This window comes from Antarcticirhabdus aurantiaca (assembly GCF_009765365.1).
GTDB lineage: Bacteria > Pseudomonadota > Alphaproteobacteria > Rhizobiales > Rhizobiaceae > Antarcticirhabdus > Antarcticirhabdus aurantiaca.
The window spans coordinates 140,161-157,673 of sequence record NZ_VTOM01000001.1 but is presented as its reverse complement, the minus strand read 5'-3'; the positions used below and the strand labels follow the sequence as shown (position 1 = coordinate 157,673).

Sequence of the window (17,513 nt, the reverse complement as noted above, 5' to 3'; positions counted from 1 at the left end):
TCGCCGGCCAAGGTCCTCGCACCCGCGCCGGCGGCTTTCATGCAGATCATCGTCCTCATCACCGTGCCGATCTTCGGCCTGATCGCCGCGGGCTACGCGGCACGCGCCTCGGGCCTTCTCGGGGACGCGGTCGCCGACGCGCTGGCGCGCTTCGTCTTCGCCGTCGCGGTGCCGGTTCTCCTGTTCCGCACGCTCGCCCGGGCGGAGTTCGGGGGCGAGAATCCCGTCCTCCTCTGGACCGCCTATTTCGGCGGGGTCTGCGTCGCCTGGCCGCTCGGCACGCTCCTCGCCCGCAAAGTCGGCGGCCTCGACCGGCGCACGGGCGTCGTCGCGGGGGTGGCGGCGGGCTTCTCCAACACCGTCTTCATCGCGCTTCCGGCGGTGGAGCGCGCCTATGGCCAGGCCGGCCTCGCGCCCCTTCTCGTGATCCTGTCGGTCCACCTGCCGCTCATGACCGCGGCCGGCACGCTGCTCCTGGAAGGCGCGGCCGCGGCGGACCTTCGCGCGGCCGGCACGCCCGCGCCGCGCCGCCCGGTCGCGCAGATCCTCGCGAGCCTGGTGCGCGCCTTCCTTCGCAACGCGATCATCATCGGCATCCTCGCGGGCGGCGCCTGGCGCCTCACGGGCCTTACCATCCCGCCGCTCCTCGACGAGATTCTCGCGCCCCTCGCCGGCACGGCGGGGCCGCTCGCGCTCTTCTCCCTCGGCATGTCGCTGCGGCGCTTCGGCCTGCGCGGCGACCTCGGCCTGACGCTCGGCATCGTCGGGCTCAGCCTCGTCGTCATGCCGGCGGCGGTCTGGCTCATCGCCGCGCCCCTCCTGTCGCCGCTCTGGCTGAAGGTCGCGGTGCTGACGGCAGCGGCCCCCAGCGGCGTCAACGCCTATCTCTTCGCCACCAATGTCGGCGCCGGCGAGAAGCTCGCGGCGAGCGCGACGCTTCTGGGCACCTGCCTGTCCGTCGTCAGCCTCAGCGCCTGGCTCGTGATCCTGGGCTGACGGGCGCGCGGCCCGCGAGCCCGACCATGGCGAGGATGTCCTCGGCCAGGGCCCCCTTCTCGCGCAGCGAGCGCAGGCTCGGCGCGGCGCGGCTCTTGGACAGCTTGGCGCCCTCCGCGTCGCGGATCAGCCGATGGTGGTGATAGGTCGGGACGGGAAGCCCGAACAGCGCCTGAAGGACGCGGTGGACGCTCGTCGCCTCGAAGAGGTCCCGGCCGCGCACGACGTTCGTCACGCCCTGGTCGGCATCGTCCAGAACCACGGCGAGGTGATAGCTCGCGGGCACGTCCTTGCGGCCGAGCACCACGTCGCCCCAGCGCTCCGGCTGCGCGGCCACGCGGTGCGGTCCCGCCGCTTCGCCCACCTCGCTCGTTTCGACGAAATCGAGCGGCCCGACGAGGGCCGCCGCGCGCGCCATGTCGAGGCGCCAGGCGAAGGGCGCGCCGGACGCCATCCGCTCGCGCCGCTCGGCGGGTCCCAGATCCCGGTCGAGCCGCGGATAGAGCGGCGCCCCGTCGGGGTCGCGGGGCCAGGGATCGCCGGTGCGCGCGGCGTGGCGCAGGGCATGGGCCCGCACCTCGCCGCGGGTCATGAAGGCCGGATAGATGAGGTCGCGCGCTTCCAGCTCGGCGAGCGCGCCGCGGTAGCGGGCGAAGTGCTCCGACTGCCGGCGCGGCGGCCCATCCCAGTCGAGGCCGAGAAAGGCGAGGTCGTCGAGGATCCCCGCCTCGAAGGCCGGCGTGCAGCGCGCGGTGTCGATGTCCTCCAGCCGCAGAAGGAAGCGCCCGCCCGCCGCACGCGCCATGCGGTGGTCGAGAACGGCGCTGAAGGCGTGGCCGAGATGCAGGTCGCCGTTCGGGCTCGGCGCGAAGCGGAACACAAGCGCGTCGGAACCGCGATCGGGGCTCGGACCGGCCAACATCGCTCTGCGTCCTGCCCTCATTGTTCCGTGCCCCGCGACGGGCTCTATACAGCCTCCGGCCGAGCCTGCCCACGCCGTTCGTCCGACCAACGCGCGGGCTGCCCGGGCGGGTTCCCGAGCCGGCATGCGATGGAGGCGAGCTCATGATCCTGACCGATGCCGACGTGGCCGCGGGCCTCGACGCCCTCGTGCGGCTCGACCCGCGCCTCGCCCCGGTCGTGGAGGGCGCGGGTCCGGTCCCGCTGCGCCGGGCCGAGCCGGGCCTCGCAGGCCTCGTCGCGACCGTGGTCGCCCAGCAGGTGAGCCGCGCCAGCGCGTCGGCCATCCTCGGCCGCCTGCGCGAGGCGGTGGAGATTTCCCGCGCGGCCGCCATTCTGGACGCCGAGGACGAGGTGCTGCGGCGCGCCGGGCTGTCGGCGGCGAAGATCCGCACGCTGCGCGCCGCGGCTCTCGCCATGAGCGAGGGACGGCTCGACTTCGCCCGGATCGAGCGGGCGGAGCCGGCCGCGGCGGTGTCGGAGCTCGTGGCGCTGCCCGGCATCGGCCTCTGGACGGCCGAATGCTTCCTGCTCTTCTCGCTCGGCCATCCCGACGTCTTCCCGGCCGGCGACCTCGCCTTGCGGCTCGCCGTCGCGGACGGGCTCGCCCTGTCCGATGCGCGGCCGAAGGAGGCGAGCGTCGCCGAGATCGCGCGGGTCTGGTCGCCCCACCGCTCCGTCGCCGCCCGGCTGTTCTGGCGGCATTATCACGTCGTCACCCGGCGCGACGCTGCGCCGGCCACGTGAGATCCGCCGTCCATCCACAGATTTCGACGCTGCAGCACGCGGGAGATTCGCGATTTTTCCCCTGTGACATCAGGCCCATGCGCCCGAATCACGGCAAGGCTTCACAAAGACGACACGTTGGAGCACGATAGTTAAACAATCGCGGCAGAGCGCCGCGCATGCTCAAGGAGAATCTCGGTGACGATTGCGCTCACCCAGGACTTGTCTCCGACGCTTGTCCTGAACGCGGACTATCGTCCGCTGAGCTACTATCCCTTGTCCCTTTGGTCCTGGCAGGACGCGATCAAGGCCGTGTTCCTCGACCGCGTGACCATCCTCGCCGAATACGATCGCGCCGTGCGCAGCCCGACCTATTCGATGCGGCTGCCCTCCGTCGTCTGCTTGAAGACCTATGTCAAGCCGGCGCGGCACCCCGCCTTCACGCGCTTCAACGTCTTCCTGCGCGACCGCTTCCAGTGCCAGTATTGCGGCTCGCCGCACGACCTGACCTTCGATCACGTCATTCCCCGCTCGCGCGGCGGCCTGACGACCTGGGAGAACGTCGTCGCCGCCTGCAGCCCGTGCAACCTGAAGAAGGGCGGCATGATGCCGAAGGTCGCGGGCATGATCCCGCACCAGATGCCGTTCCAGCCGACCGTTCACGAGCTGCACAACAACGGCCGCCTGTTCCCGCCGAACTTCCTGCACGAGAGCTGGCTCGACTACCTCTACTGGGATTCGGAGCTGGAGCCGGAATAGGCCGGCCTCAGCCCGCCGCCCGGCCGCCCCGCGCGGCGCCCCACAGGGCCACGAGCGCCCAGAACGCCGAGGCGAGGACGTTCCAGCCGGCGAAGGACAGGCCGAGGAAGCGCCCTGCCGCCCGGTCGCAGGCGGGCGGACGCACCGCGTCGATCGAGCCGAGAAGGTCGCCCGTCATCAGGTCGCCGCCCGCGACGCTCGCGCAGTCCGTCGGGCCCGCCCAGAACTGCCACTCGACGCCGGCATGGTAGATCGCGAGACTCATGCCCCAGAGCATGAGAAGCCCGACCACCGCGAAGAGGATGCGCGGCAATGCCGCCGGACCCACCTTCGCCAGCGCCAGCACGAGCGCCAGCAGCGCCACCGGCAGAGCGACGTAATAGGGCGTGCGCTGCTGCAGACAGAGCGCGCAAGGGATGTAGCCGCCGACATGCTGGAAGAGCAGCGCCGTTCCGACGGTCGCCGCGAGGCCGAGCACGAGCACCGCCGCCACACCGACGCTGCGGTTCGAGCGTGCGGGCGCCGCGCCGCCGCCAAGGCCAAGACTGCTCCGGCTCATTCCCGATCCCATCCGTTCCGCCCGCGTCGCACCGGCAGCGGCTCTAGCCCCCGCCCCGGCCGATTGCAAACGCGCCGACCGACGACGCAGCGTTTCCTGCGGGATCAGTGAGGCGCGGATCGGGCCGGCCGGGCTTCAGCCGCAGCATCGGCCGTTCGACCAGGAACCAGGACAGCGTCGCGGGAACGAGGGTGAGCGCGAGCGAGGCGGCGAACAGCAGGAGCTGCGGCATCGAGCCGCCGGCAGCCTGCACGATCACCTGCTGCACGGGAAAGGCGTAGAGGTAAAGGCCGTAGGAGACATCGAACCGATCGAGCCCCGCCAGGGCCTTCAGCCGGAAGGCAAGTCCGACGACGAACCACGGCCAAGCGAGAAGGTAGAGATACGGGAAGAAGCGCCAGTCGATCTGCCCGAGCAGAAAGGCGAGAACCACAAGCGCGCCGGCGGCGAGCGTCGCCGGCCCCGAGAGGGCGCGCGGCGCCTCCAGCATGCGGATCAGCGCTCCGCCGCCGAACAGAGCGACGAAGCGCATGAGATGCTCCGCAATGAGCCCGCCGGCGTAGTTGAAGAGGATGAAGTCCTTGTGGAACGCCCCGAGCACGAAGAACAGGTAGCCGCCGAGCGTCAAGGCGAAGAGCCCGCGCCGGTTGAAGCTGCCGCACCAGGCCATGAGGGCGAGGACGAGGTAGCAGATCGCCTCCATCGGCAGCGTCCAGAGGGAGCCGTTGACGACGGGCGTCGTCGTGGCCGCCTCGAACACGCCGGGCAGGAAGGGACGCCAGACGAAGAGCAGGCCGTTCAGGAGATACTGGAATGTGAGCGGCCGCTCCCAGTAATCGGCCGCCGTCGTCACCAGCGGCCCCATGACGAAGACGGTGACGAGAAGCAGCACGACGAGCGCGGGAAGGATCCGCAGGGCGCGCGCGGCAAGGAAGCGCCCGATCTGCGGCTGGCGCATCAGCGAGCCGCAGATGAGGAAGCCGCTGATGGCGAAGAACGCGTCGACGCCGAGGGTGCTGGCCGGCACGAGCCCCACCGTCGCCATGAACGGGTCCTCCACCGCGCCGCCGAGCGAGTAGGAATGAGTGAAGATCACCAGCACGGCGGCCAGAAGCCGAAGCGCGGTGAAGCCATTGATCCGCGTCATCCCATCTCCCGGCGACGAGCCGCCGGGCGATGGTATCTGTTCGCCTGCCTTCCGGTCCAGCCCCGGACAGCCCGTGCCGCTCCCGACAAAAGCCGTGACAATCCGCTTTGGATTTGGCACATCTGGCGCCGTTGCGGGCGTGGCGAAACGGTAGACGCAGCGGACTCAAAATCCGCCGTAGCAATACGTGTCGGTTCGAGTCCGACCGCCCGCACCATCTCGTTTCGGCAAATCGCGTCCGGCCGCTTCCCTTAGCGCTTGAGGAAGGCTGCGAAGGCGGCGCGGGCTTCGGGCGAGCGCAGGCGCTCGGCGAAGAGCTCGATCTCATCGTCGATACGCCGGACGGTCTCGTCCGGATCGCCGCGCAGGAGCGCGCGGGCCGCCAGGAGCGCGCCGCGCGGCTTTCGCGCGAGCCGGCGCGCCGCGTCGAGCGCCGCGCCCTCCGCATCCGCCTCGACGACGCGCGTGACGATGTTGGCCTGGCGCGCCTCCTCGGCACCGAAGGCCTCGCCGAGAACCAGGAGCGCGAAGGCGCGCTGCGCGCCCATGAGCCTCGGCCCGAGAAGGCTCGATCCGGCTTCCGGCGTCAGGCCGAGGTCGAGAAACGGCGTGCGGAAGGTCGAGCCGGCGCTCGCGACCACGACGTCGCAATGCATCAGGAGCGTCGTGCCGATGCCGATGGCGAGCCCGTCGACGCCGGCGACGAGCGGCTTGGTGGCGCGGGCGAGCCCGTGAAGGAAGCCGCGCACCTCGCTTGGTGCCTCGCCGCCCGCCGCGATGGCGGCGAAGTCGGCGATGTCGTTGCCGGCGCTGAAGGTCCCGGGCAGGCCGAGGATGACGGTCGCGGCGATCGCGTCGTCGCCCTCCGCCTCCGCGAGGCCGGCGGTGAGCGCGGCGTACATCGCCCGCGTCAGCGCGTTCTTCTTGTCCGGCCGGTTCATCCGCAGAACGAGGACGCCGTCCTCGCGGCGCGTCTCGACGTGATCGCTCATCAGGCGGACTCCTCGACGAGAAGGGCGTGGGCGGCGGCAAGGCTCGCCGCGCCCGACAGGACGATCCGCTTGAGGGCGGCGGTCTCGGGCAGGAGGTTCTCCGCGGCGAAACGGGCGAGCGCGAGGCGCGCCGGCGCCTCGTCGGCGAGCGCGCCCTTGGCGAGGTAGGCGGTGCCCGCCGTCAGGCCGAAGAGCCGGAGATAGGGTGTCGCGCCCGCCAGCGCCTCGCCCGTCCGCTTCTCGGCGATCCGGCGCAGGAGATGGTCCGTCGCCTCCCGCAGGTCCGCGATGGCCTTGGACAGGCGCGCCGCCGCTTCCCCGGTGTCGGGCCGGTTGGAGGCCCGCAGGCCTTCCGCGACGGCCTCCAGCTCGGCGAGGTAGGCGGCAACCGTCGCCCCCTCGCTCTGGCCGATCTTGCGGGTGACGAGGTCGATCGCCTGGATGCCGTTGGTGCCCTCGTAGATCGGGGCGATCCTGGCATCGCGCAGCAGGCGCGCGGCGCCCGTTTCCTCGACATAGCCCATGCCGCCATGGACCTGGACGCCCAGCGAGGCGACCTCGACGCCGACATCCGTCGCGAAGGCCTTGGCAACGGGGGTGAGGAGGTTCGCCCGCTCCTGCCAGAAGCGCGCCTGCGCCGCGTCGTCCCGTTCGCGCGACAAATCGGTCGCGAAGCCGCAGGCATAGGTGATCGCCCGCGCCATGCCGGTCATCGCCTTCATGGTCAGGAGCATCCGGGCGACGTCCGGGTGCTCGACGATCGGGCTCATCGGATCGGAGGGCTCGGGCTTTGCGGCGAGAAGCGTCGAGCGGCCCTGCCGGCGCTCGTGGGCGTAGGCGACCGCCTTCTGGGTCGCGGCCTCCGCGACGCCGACGCCCTGCATGCCGACGAGCAGGCGGGCGTTGTTCATCATCGTGAACATGCAGGCGAGGCCGCGGTTCTCTTCGCCGACGAGCCAGCCGACGGCGCCGGCCTCGCCCGTTTCGCCCTTTCCGTCGCCGTAGATCATGGTGCAGGTGGGCGAGCCGTGGATGCCCATCTTGTGCTCGATGGAATGGCACCAGACGTCGTTGCGCGCGCCGAGGGCGCCGTCGGCATCGGGAATGAACTTCGGCACCAGGAACAGCGAGATGCCCTTCACACCGGCCGGAGCGTCGGGCAGGCGCGCGAGGACGAGGTGGACGATGTTCTCCGTCCAGTCGTGCTCGCCGTAGGTGATGTAGATCTTGGTGCCGAAGATCCGGTAGGTGCCGTCCGCGCGGCGTTCGGCGCGGGTGCGCAGGGCCGACAGGTCCGATCCCGCCTGCGGCTCGGTGAGGTTCATCGTCCCCATCCACTCCCCCGAGATCAGGCGCGGGAGGTAGAGCGCCTGGAGCTCCGCCGAGCCGTGCGCTTCCAGCGCCTCCACCGCGCCGACGGTGAGGCAGGGGCCGATCGCGAATCCCATCGAGGCGCCGTTCCAGATCTCGAAGGCCGCGGCCGAGAGCGCCGTCGGCAGGCCCTGTCCGCCATGGGCCTCGGGCCCGGTCAGCGCGGCCCAGCCGCCGGCGCTCCAGTCGGCATAGGCCTGCGGCCAGCCGGCCGGCGTCGTGACGCGGCCGTCGGCCGCGCGGGCGCCTTCCCGGTCGCCGCTGGGGGCGAGCGGCGCGAGCGTTTCGCCGGCGAAGCGGCCGGCCTCCTCCAGGATCGCGTCCAGGAGGTCGGGCGTCAGTTCGCCGAGCCGTCCGTTCGCCATCGCCTCGTCCAGGCCGGCCACGCTCTTCAGCGTGAAGGCGATGTCCGTCACGGGTGCCTTGTACATGTCCTCACCTCCTCATCGACGCGTCCCCTACCCCTCTGCCGGCCGGGACGTATATTCACTGTGCCGCGACCAAAAAGCGCCGCGATGCCCATGACCGGAACGCCTTCTCCCCTACAACATTACAGCGAGTGGAAGCAGGAGTGATTTGAATGCGGTTTGTGCGGTTCGGCGAGCGTGGATCCGAGCGCGTCGGCATCCTCGACCGAAACGATGGCATCCGCGATCTGACCGGTCATCTGGACGGGCTTTCCGGCGCCTCGCTCGATCCCGCCAACCTCCAGCGCGTCGCCGCGCTGGACCTCGACGCGTTGCCGCTCGCGCCCGACGGCGCGCGCCTCTGCCGGCCGGTGGGCCATATCGGCAAGATCGTCGGCATCGGCCCGAACTATCACGAGAGCGCCATCCTCGCCGGCTTCAAGGTCAATCCCGAGCCCACCGTCTTCATGAAGGCGGCGAGCGCGGCGAGCGGCCCGAACGACCCGATCGAGATCCCGCGCATGGCGAGCCGCGTCGACTGGGGCGTGGAGCTCGCCGTGGTGATCGGACGGGTGGCGAAGTACGTCACCGTCGAGCAGGCGATGGACCACGTCGCCGGCTTCACGCTCGCCAACGACGTCACCGAGCGCTCCTTCCAGCTCCAGCGCGGCGGCCAGTGGTCGAAGGGCAAGAGCCACGACACCTTCGCGCCGCTCGGCCCCTGGCTGGTCACGCCGGACGACCTTCGGAACTACGACGAGCTCGATCTCTGGCTCGACGTGAACGGCGAGCGCCAGCAGCTCGGCAACACGCGCGAGATGATCTTCAAGGTGCCCTACCTCGTCTCCTACGTGTCGCGCTTCACGCGCCTGGAACCGGGCGACGTGATCCTGACGGGCACTCCGCCGGGCGTCGGTCTGTCCTTCGACCCGCCCCGCTTCCTCGCCCCCGGCGACCGCGTGACCTTGGGCGCAGACGGCCTCGGCCAGCAGGACTACGTCTGCATCGCGAGCTGAGGCTGAGGCGGATCCCCGGTGAGCCGACGCCTCGACCGCATGCGCCGCGCGCCGCAGGGAGACTGGACGATCGCGGACGTCGAGGCATTGTGCCGCGAGTTCGGCGTCTCGGCCGAACCGCCGCGCGGCGGCAGGTCGCATTACAAGATTTCGCACCCCGCGGTTGCCGCGATCCTCACCCTGCCCTTCAAACGACTGATCAAGCCGATCTATATTCGCAAGCTCGTCGCGCTGATCGACGAGGTGAGGGCTGCCCATGGAACCGCTCCGTTACCCGATCGTGATTGAGCCGCTGGCGGCGGAGGACGGAGGCGGCTTCGCGGCCTTCGTGCCCGACCTGCCCGGCTGCATGAGCGACGGCGCGACGCCGGAAGAAGCGATCGACAACGTGCGCGATGCCATCCGCTGCTGGATCGAGGCGGCGGACGATCTGGATCGACCCGTGCCAGCCCCCTCGCCCCACTTGCGGATCGCCTGAGCCATCCTCACCCCTTCAGCCGCTCCCACCCCTCGTCCGGGCGGAAGCGGGGGCCGAGGCGGCTTTCGAGGCGGCGCATGGTGGCGACGATCTCGTCCACGCCCCGCGTCCTGGCATAGTGGATCGGCCCGCCGCGGAAGGGCGCGAAGCCGGTGCCGAAGATCATGGCGCCGTCCGCCACGGCCTCGTCCGCGACGACGCCCTCGCGCAGGCACGCGACGACGGCGTTCAGCATCGGCAGGATCAGGCGATCGGTAAGGTCGGGATCGCTCTTCGCCCCGTCCTTCAGCGCCTCGACCTTTCCCTTCTTCGGCTTGTTGTCGGCGTCGTACTCGTAGAGGCCGGCGCGCGTCTTGCGGCCGAGCTTCTTCTCCGCCACGAGCCGCTTCAGCCATTCCGGCGCCTCCGGCAGCGCGTCCGGCCCGAGCCGCTCGCGCAGCGAGGTCGCGACGTCCAGCGCGATGTCGAGCCCGACCTGATCGGCGAGCTCCACCGGCCCCATCGGCATGCCGAAGCGCGTCGCCGCCTCGTCGATCCGCTCCTTCGGGATTCCCTCGTCGACCATCGCCAGGGCTTCCGCCATGTACGGCGTGAGCGAGCGGTTGACGAGGAAGCCCGGCGCCGAGGCGACGGGCGCGGGCAGGCGGTTGATCTCGGCGGCGAAGGCCGTCGCGCGGCGCAGCGTTTCGCTGGACGCCGCGGGATGCGAGACGATCTCGACGAGCTGCATGCGCGAGACGGGATTGAAGAAATGCAGGCCGACGAAGCGGGAGGGGTCGCTGAGCCCTTCCGCCAGGCTCTCCAGCGGCAGGGCCGAGGTGTTGGTGGCCAGGATCGCGCCGGGCTTCAGCTTCGGCTCGACGGCCGCGTAGATGCTCGTCTTCAGCGCCGCCTTTTCCGGGACGGCCTCGATCACGAGGTCGGCATGGGCGACGCCGACGCCGTCGAGGTCCGGCACCAGCCGGTCGAGCGCGTCGCGCACCTTCAGCGGATTGCGAAGCGTCTTCTCCAGCATCGTCGTCGCGGCCTTCACCGCGCGTCCCAGCGCCTTCGGGTCGAGATCGGCGAGGGTGACACGGAACCCCTCGCGCGCCGCCCAGGCCGCGATGTCGCCGCCCATGGCGCCGGCGCCGATCACGTGGACGTGGGAGACGCCGGAGGAGCCGTCCTTCAGGCCCTTCATCGTTTCGCGCAGGAAGAAGACGCGCACGAGGTTCTGCGCGGTCGGCGTCTCGATCAGCGTCGCGAAGCTCTCGATCTCGGCCGCCTGCATCGCCTTGGCGTTGCCGCCATGCGCTTCCCAGAGATCGATCAGCCTGTAGGGCGCGGGATAATGGTCCTTCGGCGCCTTCTCCGCCGCGGTCCGGCGCATCTGGCTCGCGGCGAAGGCGCGGGCCGGGCGCAGCGAGAAGGCGCGCGCCTTGAAGCCCCCGCTCTCGGCCTTGCGCCCCTCGCCCTTCGCATAGGCCGCCACCGCCGCCGCGACGTGACGCTCCTCGACAACGGCGTCGACGAGGCCGATCGCCTTGGCCTTCTTCGCCCGCGCCGGCCGGCCGGTCAGCATCATGGTCATCGCCTCGATCGGGTCGGCGACCATGGTCGAGCGATAGGTGCCGCCGAGCCCCGGATGGAGGCCGAGCATCACCTCGGGAAAGCCGAGGCTGGCATCGGGCGTCGCGATCCGGTGGCGGCAGGCCAGCGCGAATTCGAGCCCCGCGCCCAGGCAGTGCCCGTGGATCACCGCGATCGTCGGGAAGGACAGCGCTTCCAAGCGATCCAGCACGGAATGCGCCTCGCGCATCGCCGCCTCGATCTCGGCCTTGCTCGCGCCCTTGAACTGGTTGATGTCGGCGCCGGCCGCGAAGCCCGAGGGCTTGGCCGAGCGGATCACCAGCGCCGCCGGCCGCTCGGCCTCGGCCCGCATCACATGCGTCGCCAACTCTTCCAGCACCGCCCGGTCGGCGGTGTTGACGGATCGGCCCGGCCGGTCGAGCACCAGCCAGCGCACGCGGTTCTCGTCGATCGCGCTGCGCCAGTTTCCTTCGACGGGCGCCCCGCGGGCCGGTCCGAGTTCCAGGTCGCGAGGCTGAAGCGCGTCGAGCATGCGGCTCATGGGATGGGGCCTTTCGAGAAGAAGCATTCGGTCGAGAGGATGCACACGGCGCCGGATGGAGCGCCCCCCTCTCCCGCCAACGGGAGAGGGTGCCGAGCGAAGCGAGGCGGGTGAGGGTTTTCCAGAAGACGTTGCGGCTGGAGACCCTCATCCGCCCCTTCGGGGCACCTTCTCCCGGGACGGGAGAAGGGGAAGCGGTTGAAATGCCGCATTCACGAAATGTGGCTACACCGCCTCCAGCAGCATCGCGCCGCCGAGGCCGCCGCCGATGCACTGGGTGGCGATGCCGCGTTTCTTGCCGAGGCGCTTCATCGTATTCGCCAGATGCAGGGTGATGCGGTTGCCGCTGGTGCCGACGGGGTGGCCGAGCGCGATGGCGCCGCCGTCGACGTTGAGCCGGTCCCGCGCGATCTCGCCGCCCTGGCCCTCGTCGAGGTCGAGGACGGTGCGGCCGAGTTCCGGATCCGCCAGCGCCTTCACGCAGGACAGGACCTGCGCCGCGAAGGCTTCGTTCAGCTCCCAGAGGTCGATCTCGGACAGGCTCATCTTCTGGCGCTTGAGGAGCAGCGCCGCCGAGACCGCCGGGCCGAGGCCCATGATCGACGGATCGAGCCCGTCCCAGGCCGAGTCGACGATGCGCGCGATCGGCGTCAGCCCATGCTTCTCCACCGCTTCCTCGGACGCCAGGATCGTCCAGGAGGCGCCGTCGGTGATCTGCGAGGAGTTGCCGGCCGTGACCTTGCCGAAGGGCTTCTCGAAGACCGGCTTCAGCTTGGCGAGCGTGTCGGCCGACGATCCCGGCCGCACGCCGTCGTCGTGGTCGAAGACCTGACCGTCGCGGGCGATGGCGGTGAGCATCTCGCCCTTGAGGTGCCCGGCCTTGGTCGCCGCGTCCAGCCGGTTGTGGCTCTCGGCCGCGTATTCGTCGGCCTCGCGCCGCGAGATCCCGAAGAGATGCGCGAGCTTCTCCGCCGTCTGGCCCATGTTGAGGTCGGTGATCGGGTCGGTGAGGCCGCGCTCCAGCCCGATCACGGGCTTGAGGAAGCCCGGCCGCAGCCCCGCGAAGGCCTTCAGCCGGTCGGTGGCCGAGCGCGCGCCATTGAGCTCGGCGAACCACTCCACCGCGCCGCGCGTCAGCACCAGCGGCGAATGGCTCAGCGCCTCGGCGCCGCCGGCGAGAACGATGTCGGCGGTTCCGTCCTCGATAGAGCGGTAGGCCGTGTCGATCGACTGCATGCCCGAGCCGCAGTTCACCTGCACGGTGAAGGCCGGCACCTCGTCGGAGATCCCGAGCCGCAACGCCGCGACGCGGGCCGGGTTCATTTCCTCGGCGACGACGTTGACGCAGCCGAGCACCACGAGGTCGATGGCGTCGGGCGCGAAGGCCTGGCGCAGGAGCAGCGGCCGGCCGCACTGGACGGCGAGGTCGACCGGCGAGAACGGCCCCGGCCGCCCCCGCGCCTTGATGAAGGGCGTGCGCGCGCCGTCGACGAGGTAGACGGGACGGCGGTTCAACCGGATCGGTTCGGCGGCCCGGCTCACTCCGCGGCCTCCCGGCGCTCGACGGCCGGCTCGGCGGCCGGCGCCTTGCGGTGCTGATGCGCCAGCGGCGAGACCTCCTCCATCGGGAAGGCGTCCACCGCGACCACCACGTCCACCGCCGCCTTGGCCTCGGCGAGCTGGTCGAACTCGGCTTGCGTGATGATGCCGGCTTCCAGCGCCGCCTTGAAGTCGCGGACCTTGGCTTCGCGCAGCTTCTTCTCGATCGGGGCCACCGCCGTCACCAGCTCGAAGGCGCGTTCGAGGTCGGCGATCGGGTGGCTCTCGTGGCGCTCGCCGAGATAGATGTCGGCGGTCAGGCGGTCGCGCTGCGAGGAGGGCCGCGTCAGGATCGCCGCGACCTCGCTCGTCAGCTCGTCCGCCGGCTCGGCATAGGGCACGCCGAGCGGGAAGGCGATGAAGCGCGCGACGAGCGCCGCCCAGCGCGAGGGCAGGTTGTCGAGAACGCCGTCGAAGGCGAGCGCGATGCGGTTGCCGCCCTTCTGCATGACGTATTCGACGATCGGCTTGTCGGCTTCCGGCCGCCCCTCCACCTCGAAGCGCTTCAGCGCGGCGCCGAGGAGATAAAGCTCCGACAGGATATCGCCGAGCCGCGCCGAGATCATCTCCTTGCGCTTCAAGGCCCCGCCGAGCGTCAGCAGCGCGAGGTCGGACACCAGCGCGAAGGCCGAGGCGTAGCGCGAGAGCTGGCGCCAATGGCTCGTCATCGCCGCGTCGTCCGGCGCGTGCGCAGCGAGACCGCCGGTCCAGCCGTGGTAGAGCGCGCGCACCGCGTTCTTCACGGAATGCCCGACATGGGCCCAGAAGGCCTTGTCGAAGGCGTCGAGACCGGCCTCGCGGTCCGGGTTCGACAGCGCCTTCATCTCCTTCAGCATGTAGGGATGCGCGCGGATGGCGCCCTGGCCGAAGATCATCAGGTTGCGCGTCAGGATGTTCGCGCCCTCCACCGTGATGCCGATGGGGACGGACTTGTACTGCTGGGCCATGTAGTTCTTCGGCCCGTCGATGATCGCCTTGCCGCCGTGGATGTCCATGGCGCGCTCGATCGACTCGCGCATGCGATAGGTCGCGTGCGCCTTCATGATCGCCGAGACGACGGAGGGGCGGTGCCCCTGGTCGAGCGCGGCGATGGTCAGGCGGCGCGCCGCGTCGATCTGGTAGGCGTTCGCGGCGATGTCGGCGAGCGGCTGCTGGATGCCCTCGAACAGGGCGATCGGCACGTTGAACTGCTTGCGAACGCGCGCATAGGCGCCGGTGACGCGGGCGCACATCGCCGCGGCGGCGGCCGACTGCGAGGGCAGCGAGACCGACCGGCCGGCGGCGAGCGCCGTCATCAGCATGGTCCAGCCCTCGCCGATCTGCTTTTCGCCGCCGAGGATCCAGTCCATCGGCACGAACACGTCGCGCCCGTAGAGCGGCCCGTTCTGGAAGTGCTGGCCGAGCGGGATGTGCCGGTCGCCGTGGGAGACGCCCGGATGGCTGGTCGGGATCAGCGCGACGGTGATGCCGAGCTCCTCGCCGCGGCCGAGATGGTTCTCGGGATCGCGCATCTTGAAGGCGAGGCCCATCACCGTCGCGACGGGACCGAGCGTGATGTAGCGCTTCTCGAAGTTCAGCCGGATGCCGAGCACCCGTTGGCCCTCGTGCTCGCCGTATTCGACGACGCCCGTATCGGTCATCGCCGCCGCGTCCGAGCCCGCCGAGGGCGAGGTCAGGCCGAAGCAGGGGATCTCGCGCCCGTCCGCGAGGCGCGGCATCCAGTGGTCGCGCTGCTCCTGCGTGCCGAAGTGCAGCATCAGCTCGCCGGGGCCGAGCGAGTTCGGCACCATGACGGTGACGCCCGCGACGACCGACACCGACGACACTTTCCGCACGACCTCCGAATGGGCCGTGTTGGAGAAGCCGAGGCCGCCATACTCCTTGGGAATGATCATCCCGAAGAACTTGTTCTTCTTCAGGAAGTCCCAGACCTCCGGCGGCAGGTCCTTGTCCTCGGTCTCGATCTTCCAGTTGTCGATCATGCCGCAGAGCTCGGTGACCGGCCCGTCCATGAAGGCCTGCTCTTCGGCGGTCAGCCTCGCCGGCGGCATGGCGAGCAGCTTGTTCCAGTCCGGATTGCCGGTGAACAGCTCGCCGTCCCACCAGACCGTGCCGGCGTCGATCGCCTTGGCCTCGGTCTCGGAGATCGCGGGCATCACGCCCTTGGCCCACTTGAAGATCGGCTTGGTCAGCTTCTCGCGGCGAAAGGACATGGGGTCGTCTCCTCCGGTCAATGGGTCGCGCGGGCGGCCACTCCCTCGTCCCGGATATAGGCCGCCCGTGGCGGCCCGTCAGCCGCCGCCCCTTCACATTGACGTAAACGTAAGATGCAGGCGAGTCAAAGGGCAGCGGGGCTTCAGGTCTCGACTTGGCCCGATCTTCGATTGGCAATGTTACCGAATGACTGCTCCCGCGAGCCTCCGCGTCAGCGCTCCGTCAAGGCGAGCTTGGCGCCGAGGCCGACGAAGGCGGCCGCGAAGCCGCGCCGCAGCCAGGCCATGATGGCTGGGCGCGAGACGATCCTTTCCCGCACTGCCGCGGCGAACACGCCGTAGAGGGCGAAGACGCCGAAGGTCAGCGCCATGAAGACGAGGCTGAGTTCGCCCATGAGACGAACCGGGCTCGCCGTGTTCTCTGGCACGAATTGCGGGAGGAAGGCGACGAAGAAGATCGAGAGCTTGGGGTTCAGGAGGTTGGCGAGGATGGCCGAGACGATCACGTCCCGGTCGGAGCGCTCCGTCGCCTCCGCCTCGATCCGCAAGGGGCCGTGCTCCTTCATGGTCGCCCAGGCCATCCAGAGGAGGTAGGCGACGCCGGCATATTTGACGAGCGCGAAGGCGAGCGCGCTCGCGTGGAGAAGCGCGGCAAGGCCCGTGATGGCCGCCAGCATGTGCGGCACGATGCCGAGCGTGCAGCCGAAGGCGCAGACGAGGCTCGCCCGGGCGCCGCGCGACAGGCCGGCGGCCAGCGTCAGCACCACGCCGGTGCCGGGCGAGGCGACGACGATCAGCGAGGTGAGAAGGAATTCGGGGCTCATGGATCGGGGACTTCCTCGACGCGCGGGGGCATGCCGAGCGAGCCTGACGCGCGCCGCCGGCGCGCGCCACCCGATTTCAGGCGGGCAGCGCTTCCGCCGGCTGCGCTCCGGCCGCCCGCGCGCCGAGTTCCGCCAGAAGCGCTGCGACGACGTCGGTCTGCGACACGATGCCGACGAGGCGGCCGTCCGCCTCGACCACCGGCAGGTGGTGGAGGCCGGCATCGGCCATGACCGGGGCGATGGCGGCGACGAGCGTGTCGCGCCGCACGGTCGCGGGCGCCGCCGTCATGATGTCCGCCACCGTCGAGGCCGGCGCCCGCGTGCGGCTCGCGGTCAGGCGCAGCCGGTGGCGGAACGCGAGGCGCGGCCCCTTCGGCCCCCAGGCGGTCTTTTCCAGGAGGTCGGTCTGCGTGACGAGGCCGAGGATGCGGGCCCCCTCGTCCGTCACCGGCAGCGCCTTGATGTGGTGCCGGCGCAGGAGGTCCATCGCCTCGCGGAAGGACGCGTCCGGCCCCACCGCCACGACGTCGCGCGACATGATCTCGGCGCAAGTCCGCGTGCCGGCGCGGTGGGCCAGGAAGCGCTGCTCGGCCCGGCGCAGGATGGCTTCGAGATCAGAGCGGTCGACATCGATCACTTGGTCGAATTCGGCGAGCACCGCGTCGAGGTCGGCGGAGGTGAAGCCGAGCCGGGCCGTCGGCGGCGGATCGGCCGTGCCGCGCTCCACCGGCGCGCTCGGCGCCGCGTGCGGATAGCGCCGCCCCGTCGCGTTGTTGAAGAGGAGCGCGGCGCCCAGCATCAGCGCCGAGTTCGCCAGGATCGGCCAGACAACGAAGCCGTAGCCGAGCGCCCGGATGCCCTCGCCGCCCAGCACCGCCGTCAGCGCCACCGCCCCGCTCGGCGGATGCAGGCAGCGCAGCGCCATCATGATGGCGATGGCGAGCGTGATCGCGAGCGCTGCCGCGAGCCCCGGATCGGGCACAAGCCGCGCCACCGTCACCCCGACGAGCGAGGCGACGAGGTTGCCGCCGAGGATCGACCAGGGCTGTGCCAGCGGACTCGCCGGCACGGCGAAGAGCAGCACCGCCGACGCCCCCATCGGCGCCACGAGGAAGGGCAGTCCCGGCGCTTCCCCGAGCGCCGTGCGCGACACGACCGCCGTGCCCAGGATCCCCACCCCCGCGCCGATGCTGGCGCGCAGCTGCTCGCGGCGGCTGACGGAAACGAGGTCGGGCAGGAAGCGGCGAAGAAACGGGTGCATGGCCGCCGCGGGTTAGCGCCCCGGCCGGGCCGCCGCAAGCGGGAGCGCGCCGCTACATCCCTACGCTGGCCTTAACGCAACCTTTGATCTAT

General features: G+C 70.8%; 16 protein-coding genes and 1 tRNA gene. 7 read left to right on the top strand and 10 right to left on the bottom strand.

Going from position 1 to position 17,513, the window contains the following annotated elements; all coding sequences use genetic code 11:
• Positions 1-39 precede the first annotated feature (39 nt).
• Positions 40-996, top strand: coding sequence for an AEC family transporter (locus tag FZN60_RS00755; RefSeq protein WP_158870048.1), 957 nt, complete (start codon positions 40-42; stop codon positions 994-996).
• Here the strand turns inward: FZN60_RS00755 and gluQRS are convergent.
• Complete coding sequence (gluQRS, locus tag FZN60_RS00750; RefSeq protein ID WP_158870047.1) at positions 968-1,918, bottom strand: tRNA glutamyl-Q(34) synthetase GluQRS; 951 nt, start codon at positions 1,916-1,918, stop codon at positions 968-970. The two genes, FZN60_RS00755 and gluQRS, sit on opposite strands and share 29 nt — an antisense overlap.
• Before the next feature lie 143 nt (positions 1,919-2,061).
• On the opposite strand from gluQRS, the gene FZN60_RS00745 reads away from it, so the two are divergent.
• Together FZN60_RS00745 and FZN60_RS00740 are read left to right on the top strand one after the other, a co-directional pair.
• Positions 2,062-2,703, top strand: coding sequence for a DNA-3-methyladenine glycosylase family protein (locus tag FZN60_RS00745; protein WP_158870045.1), 642 nt, complete (start codon positions 2,062-2,064; stop codon positions 2,701-2,703).
• A 177-nt stretch (positions 2,704-2,880) separates the two neighbouring features.
• Entirely contained in the window at positions 2,881-3,441 is a 561-nt protein-coding gene (locus FZN60_RS00740) for an HNH endonuclease (RefSeq protein WP_158870043.1), read from the top strand.
• 7 nt (positions 3,442-3,448) lie between these two features.
• Here FZN60_RS00740 and FZN60_RS00735 read toward each other — a convergent pair whose 3' ends face one another.
• Positions 3,449-4,000, bottom strand: coding sequence for a disulfide bond formation protein B (locus FZN60_RS00735; RefSeq protein WP_158870041.1), 552 nt, complete (start codon positions 3,998-4,000; stop codon positions 3,449-3,451).
• A 43-nt stretch (positions 4,001-4,043) separates the two neighbouring features.
• Positions 4,044-5,147, bottom strand: coding sequence for an acyltransferase family protein (locus FZN60_RS00730; protein WP_158870039.1), 1,104 nt, complete (start codon positions 5,145-5,147; stop codon positions 4,044-4,046).
• Positions 5,148-5,280: 133 nt separating this feature from the next.
• On the opposite strand from FZN60_RS00730, the gene FZN60_RS00725 reads away from it, so the two are divergent.
• Positions 5,281-5,364, top strand: a tRNA-Leu gene (locus tag FZN60_RS00725).
• A gap of 34 nt (positions 5,365-5,398) precedes the next feature.
• On the opposite strand, the gene FZN60_RS00720 is transcribed toward FZN60_RS00725, so the two are convergent.
• Positions 5,399-6,139, bottom strand: a complete 741-nt coding sequence (locus tag FZN60_RS00720; protein WP_158870037.1) for a crotonase/enoyl-CoA hydratase family protein — start codon at positions 6,137-6,139, stop codon at positions 5,399-5,401.
• Positions 6,139-7,941 carry an acyl-CoA dehydrogenase gene (locus FZN60_RS00715; RefSeq protein ID WP_158870035.1) on the bottom strand — a complete coding sequence of 601 codons (1,803 nt, stop codon included), beginning with the start codon at positions 7,939-7,941 and terminating at the stop codon, positions 6,139-6,141. Before FZN60_RS00715 ends, FZN60_RS00720 begins: the two co-directional genes overlap by 1 nt.
• 149 nt (positions 7,942-8,090) lie before the next feature.
• On the opposite strand from FZN60_RS00715, the gene FZN60_RS00710 reads away from it, so the two are divergent.
• From FZN60_RS00710 to FZN60_RS00700, 3 genes are read left to right on the top strand one after another with little or no spacing between them, the layout of a single operon-like run.
• Positions 8,091-8,933: a fumarylacetoacetate hydrolase family protein gene (locus FZN60_RS00710; protein ID WP_158870033.1), complete on the top strand. Its 843-nt coding sequence runs from the start codon at positions 8,091-8,093 to the stop codon at positions 8,931-8,933.
• A gap of 18 nt (positions 8,934-8,951) precedes the next feature.
• Entirely contained in the window at positions 8,952-9,221 is a 270-nt protein-coding gene (locus FZN60_RS00705; RefSeq protein WP_158870031.1) for a type II toxin-antitoxin system HicA family toxin, read from the top strand.
• Complete coding sequence (locus tag FZN60_RS00700; protein ID WP_158870029.1) at positions 9,190-9,411, top strand: type II toxin-antitoxin system HicB family antitoxin; 222 nt, start codon at positions 9,190-9,192, stop codon at positions 9,409-9,411. The genes FZN60_RS00705 and FZN60_RS00700 overlap by 32 nt, the downstream gene beginning before the upstream one ends.
• Before the next feature lie 7 nt (positions 9,412-9,418).
• Here FZN60_RS00700 and FZN60_RS00695 read toward each other — a convergent pair whose 3' ends face one another.
• The 5 genes from FZN60_RS00695 to FZN60_RS00675 all read right to left on the bottom strand — a co-directional run bounded on the left by FZN60_RS00695 (position 9,419) and on the right by FZN60_RS00675 (position 17,421).
• Entirely contained in the window at positions 9,419-11,524 is a 2,106-nt protein-coding gene (locus tag FZN60_RS00695; RefSeq protein ID WP_158870027.1) for a 3-hydroxyacyl-CoA dehydrogenase NAD-binding domain-containing protein, read from the bottom strand.
• 225 nt (positions 11,525-11,749) lie between these two features.
• Positions 11,750-13,066, bottom strand: coding sequence for an acetyl-CoA C-acetyltransferase (locus tag FZN60_RS00690; protein WP_246726506.1), 1,317 nt, complete (start codon positions 13,064-13,066; stop codon positions 11,750-11,752).
• On the bottom strand, positions 13,063-15,336 hold the full coding sequence (locus FZN60_RS00685) for an acyl-CoA dehydrogenase (protein WP_158870025.1): 2,274 nt from the start codon (positions 15,334-15,336) through the stop codon (positions 13,063-13,065). The genes FZN60_RS00690 and FZN60_RS00685 overlap by 4 nt, the downstream gene beginning before the upstream one ends.
• 212 nt (positions 15,337-15,548) lie before the next feature.
• Positions 15,549-16,160 carry a LysE family translocator gene (locus tag FZN60_RS00680; RefSeq protein WP_158870023.1) on the bottom strand — a complete coding sequence of 204 codons (612 nt, stop codon included), beginning with the start codon at positions 16,158-16,160 and terminating at the stop codon, positions 15,549-15,551.
• Between the two features lie 76 nt (positions 16,161-16,236).
• The gene (locus FZN60_RS00675) at positions 16,237-17,421 is read right to left on the bottom strand and encodes an HPP family protein (protein ID WP_158870021.1); all 1,185 of its coding nucleotides are present in this window, start codon (positions 17,419-17,421) and stop codon (positions 16,237-16,239) included.
• Positions 17,422-17,513 lie beyond the last annotated feature (92 nt).